The organism is Petrocella sp. (assembly GCF_059865615.1).
On sequence record NZ_JCBCDA010000107.1, the window covers coordinates 22595 to 30398 of the forward strand.

Below are 7804 nucleotides of genomic sequence, written 5' to 3' on the forward strand. Positions count from 1 at the left end.
TTATTTGCCCTTAAAAGTCAACTGGGATCATGAAAGTGCTTTACCTTTTCTATCTAATATTGCAAGTGGAATGTGTAATATTAGACAGTTGCTTAAGATGATAAAACTATCTAGCTGAACAAAGAGGTTTAGTGCCGTAAAAAAAGAGACTTAATAATTTTTGATTGCCATGGCTTGACAGAATCTTTAAGCGACTTAAGAGCTGCAGTTTTAAAGATTTCTGCTTCAGTCGGATAGGAGAATATCAGATCTAAAAAAGCACCGACCTTGAGTTTTTGACGAATGGCCAAAGTTGCAACCGGAATCATTTCGCCAGCTTTTTCACCTACAAGGGTGGCTCCAATGAGTTTATTATTCTTACTAATAATTAGCTTTAAGAAGCCATCTATATCATTTTCAGCTCTCGCACGATCATTTTCGCCAAGAGGTACAAGAATTGATTTTTTGAAAAAATCAGATTTTTTAGCCGTGAGTTCTGTATGTCCTACGTGGGCAACTTCCGGTTTTGTATAGGTTGTCCAAGGAACAGCAGAGTAATCTAACTTCGCACCTAGGTGAAAGATGCTATTGCGGATTACAATCCCAGCTTGATAACTAGCCATGTGGGTGAATTGAAAAGGTCCAGTAACATCACCACAAGCATAGATATTTTTGAAATTCGTTTGAAGTTTATTGTTGGTGATGATGTAACCCCGTTGATTTACTTTAATACCAACTTTCTCAAGGCCTAAGCCATCTGTAACGGGAGATCTCCCAAGTGATACTAAGAGTGCATCTCCTACGACTTCTTCTTTTTGACCTTTTTTTTCTACGATAACGCTGATCTGTGCATTGTTTTTCTGAACTTCAATGATTTTAGTTTCCAGATATAAACTAACACCATCTTGGATCAGTATATCTTCCATTAATGGTCCCACTTCAGGTTCATCTTTGACGAATAAGTGTGGGTTTTGGTCGATGATTGTAACCTCTGAACCAAGGTGTCTAAATCCTTGACCCAACTCAAGCCCGATAGGTCCACCACCAAGAACGATGAGGTGCTTTGGCTGTGTGGTCAAATTAAAGATATTGCGATTTGTTAAGTAGGGAACTTGGTCTAGCCCTTTGATAGGTGGGGTATAAGGTTTTGAACCACTTGAAATTACAATATTTTTTGTATAGAAGACTTTTTCACCTACTTTTACGTGGTGAGGGTCTACAAGCTCCCCATGACCAAGAATAACTTCGACACCAAGTCCTTCATAACGCTCTACAGAATCATGGGGTTTAATGGATGAAATGACATCTTGAACTCTGCCCATCAGTTTTTCGATAAGAACTTCATTGAGCTGAAGATCAAGTCCAAAAAGATCAGCACCTTTAACATCTTTTGCTAGATGAGCCCCTTTTAAGAAACTCTTACTAGGTACACAACCGGAATTAAGACAATCGCCTCCCATTTTTTCGCTTTCAATAAGTAGAACTTTTGCGCCTAATGATGCAGAACCTGAAGCTACGACTAATCCTCCACTCCCAGCCCCAATAACGACTAAATCATAATCATATTTCATATATGCCATCCTCCATTGCTAGCTTTGATTTGCTAATGCTTATTTTCAATCGACCCGAGAGGATAATGCCCTCTTGGGACAGTTCAGATAAAATTAATGAAACGGATTCTCTTGTGGAACCAATCATGTTCGCAAGTTCTTGATGACTTAAGGGTAAATCAATGGTTACATATTCACCTGTATCAAGGCCGAAATCATTGGCCAACTTTTTAAGCCAGTAAAGTGTGCGTTGTTTAATATCATAGAGCGCGAGCTGTTCAAGCATTTTATTTTGTTCTTCAATCTTCTGGCTTAGGTGTCCAAGTATGTTCATTAAAAGCTGTGGACGGGCCAGTAAATAATCTTCTAGCTGTTTAGGATCGAACAAGCAAATCAAAGTATCTTCAAGTGTTTCTATATAGATATTTTGTGTTCCGAGAGAGAACAATGAAGTATTTCCGAAAGTATTACCATGACCAATGATACCAAGGGTATATTGCTTACCTTCAGAATTTAAGTTGTATAAACGCAATTTACCTTCTTTAATAATATACAAACCTTTTGGTTGACCAAAAGGTGTCTGTATTATTGTGTTTTTGGGTATGGTGGACATATGTGTCATGTTGTTGATTTGCCCCATATCATCTTTTGTTAAGTGATTAAACAATTTTATTTGGGATAAGTACCATAATTTTTCCATTGAACGCTCCTTATTATCATTTCTATATACTTGAATTAATTATAACACAAATATATTATTATGATTGTTAGATTGCTTACATATTAAAAAGATTCAATGGGATAAGATATGTTTATTAGGCTACTCATAAACAGCTCATATTCAAATCTGTATGTAAGAAAGAAGGATACAACTATGGAAAATAACTTAGGTAATCAGATTGAAGCACTTATTAAGACCTCAAAAAAAAAACTTCCTGAAGAAATACAGGAGATATTTGATAAAGCAATTAAAGAACTTAATCAATCGGAAAAAATAATGGGTATTAAAGCGGGCCACATGGCACCGAACTTTACCCTTAAAAACCATCTGGGGGATGAAGTTGAACTGCAATTAGTATTAGAGGAAGGACCAGTAGTCTTAACTTTTTACAGAGGCGCATGGTGCCCGTACTGTAATCTTCAATTAAAAGCCTATCAGAATATTTTGATGAAAATTGAAGCATTAGGAGCCAAATTGATTGCGATCAGTCCTCAGAAACCAGATGATTCCCTGAGTATAATAGAAAAACATCAATTGTCTTTTCAGGTATTAAGTGACACGGATTTAACGGTATCAAAAAAATACAATATTGTTTATGCCTTGCCGGAATATTTACAAAAGGCTTATAAAACATTAGGCCTTGATTTAGAAATGTTAAATGGGGATGGCAGTTGGCGACTACCATTTGCAGCTACTTTTATTATTAATCAGCAAGGCTTAATCTGCTATGCCTTCATTGATGCAGACTATAAAAAAAGAATGGAACCCATTGATATTATTTCTATACTGGAACTACTTAAGTGAGATCTTTATTAGGGCGCTAGCGGTTGAAATAAAAAGAGGTGATTAACGATGTTTGATACGATTAGAGGATATAAGAAATATATTGGTATAGGGATTATTATTACTGTAGGAATTATAGCCTATTGGAACATGAATGAACTCCTAAATATTGCAAAAATGTTGTCGGAAGGTTCTGTAGAGGATGTTGTAGCTTTGATTCGAAGTTTTGGCTTAGGTGCACCTATAATTAGCGTGCTACTTATGATTTTGCAGGCATTTATAGCTCCAATTCCTTCTTTCTTGATTACGGGAGCAAATGGGATAGTTTTTGGTATTCTTGGAGGTACATTGATTTCTTGGGTTGGTGCGATGCTAGGCGCTGCTGGTACATTTTATTTAGCGCGTGTGCTTGGGGAAGATTTTGTGAAGCGCTTTGAAAAAAACGAAGGATTGATGAAAAAGGTGAACGAAATAAGTCGGAACCATGGCATGAAAGTTGTGTTTATAGGGAGGCTAATTCCTTTTGTTTCTTTTGATTTTCTAAGCTATGCAGCAGGACTTAGTACGATAAAAGCATGGCAATTTATTGTGGCCACTGGGGTTGGGATGATTCCAGGGACAATTGCATATGTACTTCTAGGTAATCAAATTTTAGAATATAGCCAATATTCTAAGCAAGTATTTTGGTTAATATTTATGGGCGTTATTGTTTATGTCCTTTATTTGAAAATTAAAAAGTTTATTATAAGAAATTAGTTTTTAGACAGTGAGTCTTTAAAAGTGACATAAAGTACAGTATTTAATAACGTTAAGTTGACAATTGGTACTAAGCTAAGTAAAGTCAGTAGAATACGCCTAATATGGACGTCTGCGATTATAGAAAAACAAGTAAGAAGGTGGGTTTATGAATGAAACGTATGCAAAAACTTTGATTTTAGTGGGAGGTGGTCATGCACATCTTTATTTGATAAAAAGGATGAGGACGAATCAGTTAAAGAACTACCAAGTCTTCCTTATTTCAGCAGGGAAGAAACAGTATTATTCAGGCATGGCATCATCGTATTTGGAAGGGCTCTACAGCGAAAAAGAATTTTCTGTGGATTTAATGAAACTTTGCAAAAAAAGCGGGGTAACCTATATAGAAGATGAAGTGATTTCAATACAACCGAAGGATAGAACAATTGTGACAAAAAATGGCGTGACATATACATATGATATACTTTCTCTTGATACGGGATCAGATGTGGCAGGCAAACAGATTCCTGGTGCAAATGAGTTTTCACATTTTGTGAAACCATTGCAGCATTTGATACATTTGAAAAAAGTAATTCAAGAAGTGGAGCAATCATTGTTTAAAGTAGTGATTATTGGGGCAGGTGCAGCAGGAACTGAAATGGCATTGGCGATGCATAGATTAGCACTTCAAATGAATAAAAATATACAGATTCTAATGATTGATTCAGGAAATGGCATTTTAAAAGGTTATCCTGAAAAAGTGAAATCAAAAATGAAGATTGCGCTTAAGGGAGCCAATATTCAAGTGCTACAAAATGAACGCGTGCATAAGATTGAAAAAGAGGAGTTGTTGCTGAAGTCAAAGAAGCGTATTTCGTATGATATTCTCATTGTGGCAGCAGGATCTGTAGCACACCCACTGTATGGACAATCAGGCTTTGACGTTGATGAGCGGGGGTATATGTTTGTGAATAGTTATCTACAAAACAAGGATTATCCAGACATCTTTGGTGCAGGAGATTGTATAGCTTTTACTGAGTACGATTATGTAAGTAAAATAGGGGTTTATGCTATCAAAGAAGCTCCGATCTTATGGGAAAATATCAAACGAAAAGCACGCGGTGACCTATTAAAAAAATATACACCACAAAAAAAGTATCTTTCCATAGTAAGTCTTGGTAATCGTAAGGGCATTTTGTCCTATAATAAAGTGGTATTCACAGGTAAATGGCCTTGGTATTTAAAGGATTGGATTGATCGGAGATTTATTAATCGCTATCAATAGTAGCTAAAAAGTCAACGGGTCTATAGATTCTTAGAAAGCTTAACTCTTTACGTAATAAATATTACATTCAAAGACGTCTGATTATGGTATTATATATATAAGAAAAAAAGACAAAAGACAGATTATTTAAAAGTAGAATGTTAATTAAGGTTAGTAATAAATGTTGTTCGAGGGAAGGATGATTATTTGGCGGTTATTTTAAATGTTATTAAATTATATGTGGAACGCTGGGACTTCTTTTTTGAGTTGTTGCTTCAACATATATCCTTATCGCTTATTGCGATATTCTATATTACTTTGATTGGACTTAGTATGGGCATCTATATGACGAGGAATAAGGTTTTTGCAACGGTTGTCCTTACGGTTACCAATTTTATGTATACGATTCCATCGATTGCTCTTTTTGGTTTTCTGGTTATTATCACAGGAATCGGTAATAAGAGTGCAATTATTGCACTTGTTGTTTATGGCATATTACCTATTATTCGAAACACTTATGTAGGCATCAATGAAGTCGATGATCAAGTTGTTGAAGCGGCTGTTGGGATGGGTAGTACAGAAATCCAGTTACTTACAAAAGTCCAATTACCTCTTGCACTTCCTTTCATATTCGCTGGTTTTAGAACGATGGTGATTATGACAATTGCTTTGGGTGGTATTGCATCTTTTATCGGTGCAGGGGGACTGGGTGTAGCTATTTGGCGAGGTATTACGACGAATTTTCCTGAGATGACAATTGCAGGTAGTCTTCTAGTTGCCACGCTTGCCATATTAACTGACTTAGTTATGGAACTGGTTGAAAACAAGATGAAGTTTAGGATACTAGGTATGGTTAAAGTGTCAAAACTAGATAGTTAATCTTTCACAAACAATATATAGTTATGAATGCATCAACGTAATCTATATATTGTTTGTGAACTTAGTGAAACTTAGTTTTGACACCTTAACCAGGTATAAAGAAAAAAGAAATTGCTAACAAAATTGTAGGAGGTAAAATATGAAAAAAACATGGATAGCTATTTTAATGGTATTAATACTTATTACCGGTTGTGCTAAGGAAGAAAAAAAGGTAGTTATTGCCAGTAAACCAATGACGGAACAATACATCTTGGTTGAGATGTTAACGTATTTAATTGAAAACAACACTGACATTATCGTAGAACAAAAGATGGGTATAGGTGGCGGTACTTCCAATATTCATCCCGGTATGGTAAGCGGGGAAATAGATATCTATCCGGAATATACCGGTACAGGATGGCTTTTTGTCTTAAAAGAAGAACTCATAAATGATCCAACTGAATTATATGAGGCTGTAAAAGACCGATATCAAGAAGAATATGGTATTATTTGGTCTAAGTTATATGGATTTAATGATACTTATGGTCTTGCGATAAAAGAACAACGGGCAGAAGAACTTGATATTCGTACCTACTCAGACTTAGCAAAGGTAAGTTCAAGTCTAAATATAGGTGCAGAGTATGATTTTTATGAAAGAGAAGATGGATTTCCGGGACTGGAAGCGACCTATGGTTTCGAATTTGATAAAAAAACAGAGCTAGATATTGGACTGAAATACGAAGGTATTGGTTCGGACCAAGTGGATGTTATTAATATTTTCTCAACAGATGGTCGATTGAAGCAATATGATTTAAGGGTGCTCGAGGATGATCAGAACTTTTTCCCATCCTACTTTGCGGCAACACTCATTCGAGAAGAGACCATGAAGAAGTACCCTGAACTTGAAGCGGTACTTGCCAAACTAGATGGTCAAATCAATAATGAGGAGATGACTAATCTCAATTATTTAGTTGAAATAGAAAATATGGATCCGAAAGTGGTGGCAGTAGACTTCTTGGAGGAGAAAGGGCTCAATTAATGGGATTTATTGAATTTGAAAATGTAACGAAATCTTATAATTCATCTGAGATGGTTATTGATAACTTGAGTCTGTCTATACCAGAAGGCGAGTTTGTCACAATTCTTGGACCTTCAGGCTGTGGCAAAACAACCTTACTTAAGATGGTAAACAAACTTATTGATTACAATAGCGGTTCCATCACGGTTGATTATAAAGATATTCAAGAATGGGATACGATAAGGCTTAGAAGAAGTATCGGTTATGTGATTCAGCAAATAGGGTTATTACCGCATCTCAATATTGAGGATAATATCAACTATGTACTTAATATTACAAAATCAGATAAAAGACTTCGAAGAGGTCGAGCGGAGGAACTTATTGAACTTGTTGGCTTATCAATAGATCATCTAAACCGATATCCAAGAGAATTAAGTGGAGGACAAAAACAAAGAGTGGGTGTCGCTAGAGCGCTTGCGGCAAATCCGAAAATCATATTAATGGATGAACCTTTTGGAGCTGTAGATGAAATAGCCAGAACGGCCTTGCAAGATGAGATTCTAAACATTCATAATAAACTCAAGAAAACAATTCTTTTTGTTACCCATGATATTCAGGAAGCAATCAAACTGGGTTCGACGATTGTTCTAATCAATAGAGGTAAAGTTGAGCAAGTTGGAACAAAAGAAGATCTTATTTTTAATCCTGCAAGTGATTTTGTAAAAGAATTTTTTGGTATAAAAGGATTTCAGGCAACATTAGATAAAAGTATTTTAAGGGATCTTTATAAACGTATTCTTACAAAAGAAGAAAGTATTGAGAATCTATATCATAAGCTAGAAAGCTAAATATGGGTTCATACTATGAGGAGATTGTATGAAAAAAAATAATATAAC

8 protein-coding genes are annotated in these 7804 nt (G+C 35.6%); 6 read left to right on the forward strand and 2 right to left on the reverse strand.

Going from position 1 to position 7804, the window contains the following annotated elements:
• Window positions 1–128 precede the first annotated feature (128 nt).
• Window positions 129–1550: an FAD-dependent oxidoreductase gene (locus AC6F8J_RS11715; RefSeq protein ID WP_500723514.1), complete on the reverse strand. Its 1422-nt coding sequence runs from the start codon at window positions 1548–1550 to the stop codon at window positions 129–131.
• Complete coding sequence (locus AC6F8J_RS11720; RefSeq protein WP_500723515.1) at window positions 1540–2229, reverse strand: helix-turn-helix domain-containing protein; 690 nt, start codon at window positions 2227–2229, stop codon at window positions 1540–1542. Before AC6F8J_RS11720 ends, AC6F8J_RS11715 begins: the two co-directional genes overlap by 11 nt.
• A 174-nt stretch (window positions 2230–2403) precedes the next feature.
• Between AC6F8J_RS11720 and AC6F8J_RS11725 the strand changes: the two genes are divergently transcribed.
• The 6 genes from AC6F8J_RS11725 to AC6F8J_RS11750 all read left to right on the forward strand — a co-directional run bounded on the left by AC6F8J_RS11725 (window position 2404) and on the right by AC6F8J_RS11750 (window position 7756).
• Window positions 2404–3054, forward strand: coding sequence for a redoxin domain-containing protein (locus tag AC6F8J_RS11725; protein WP_500723516.1), 651 nt, complete (start codon window positions 2404–2406; stop codon window positions 3052–3054).
• Window positions 3055–3102: 48 nt separating this feature from the next.
• On the forward strand, window positions 3103–3789 hold the full coding sequence (locus AC6F8J_RS11730) for a VTT domain-containing protein (RefSeq protein WP_500723517.1): 687 nt from the start codon (window positions 3103–3105) through the stop codon (window positions 3787–3789).
• A gap of 148 nt (window positions 3790–3937) precedes the next feature.
• The gene (locus AC6F8J_RS11735) at window positions 3938–5053 is read left to right on the forward strand and encodes an FAD-dependent oxidoreductase (protein ID WP_500723518.1); all 1116 of its coding nucleotides are present in this window, start codon (window positions 3938–3940) and stop codon (window positions 5051–5053) included.
• Between the two features lie 186 nt (window positions 5054–5239).
• Window positions 5240–5911 carry an ABC transporter permease subunit gene (locus tag AC6F8J_RS11740; RefSeq protein ID WP_500723519.1) on the forward strand — a complete coding sequence of 224 codons (672 nt, stop codon included), beginning with the start codon at window positions 5240–5242 and terminating at the stop codon, window positions 5909–5911.
• Window positions 5912–6050: 139 nt separating this feature from the next.
• Window positions 6051–6929: a glycine betaine ABC transporter substrate-binding protein gene (locus tag AC6F8J_RS11745; RefSeq protein ID WP_500723520.1), complete on the forward strand. Its 879-nt coding sequence runs from the start codon at window positions 6051–6053 to the stop codon at window positions 6927–6929.
• Entirely contained in the window at window positions 6929–7756 is an 828-nt protein-coding gene (locus AC6F8J_RS11750; RefSeq protein WP_500723521.1) for an ATP-binding cassette domain-containing protein, read from the forward strand. The genes AC6F8J_RS11745 and AC6F8J_RS11750 overlap by 1 nt, the downstream gene beginning before the upstream one ends.
• Window positions 7757–7804 lie beyond the last annotated feature (48 nt).

Coding starts and splice junctions, on each gene's coding strand:
- AC6F8J_RS11715 (WP_500723514.1), bottom strand. CDS start 1,550: ATGAAATATGATTATGATTTAGTCGTTATTGGGGCTGGGAGTGGAGGA.
- AC6F8J_RS11720 (WP_500723515.1), bottom strand. CDS start 2,229: ATGGAAAAATTATGGTACTTATCCCAAATAAAATTGTTTAATCACTTA.
- AC6F8J_RS11725 (WP_500723516.1), top strand. CDS start 2,404: ATGGAAAATAACTTAGGTAATCAGATTGAAGCACTTATTAAGACCTCA.
- AC6F8J_RS11730 (WP_500723517.1), top strand. CDS start 3,103: ATGTTTGATACGATTAGAGGATATAAGAAATATATTGGTATAGGGATT.
- AC6F8J_RS11735 (WP_500723518.1), top strand. CDS start 3,938: ATGAATGAAACGTATGCAAAAACTTTGATTTTAGTGGGAGGTGGTCAT.
- AC6F8J_RS11745 (WP_500723520.1), top strand. CDS start 6,051: ATGAAAAAAACATGGATAGCTATTTTAATGGTATTAATACTTATTACC.
- AC6F8J_RS11750 (WP_500723521.1), top strand. CDS start 6,929: ATGGGATTTATTGAATTTGAAAATGTAACGAAATCTTATAATTCATCT.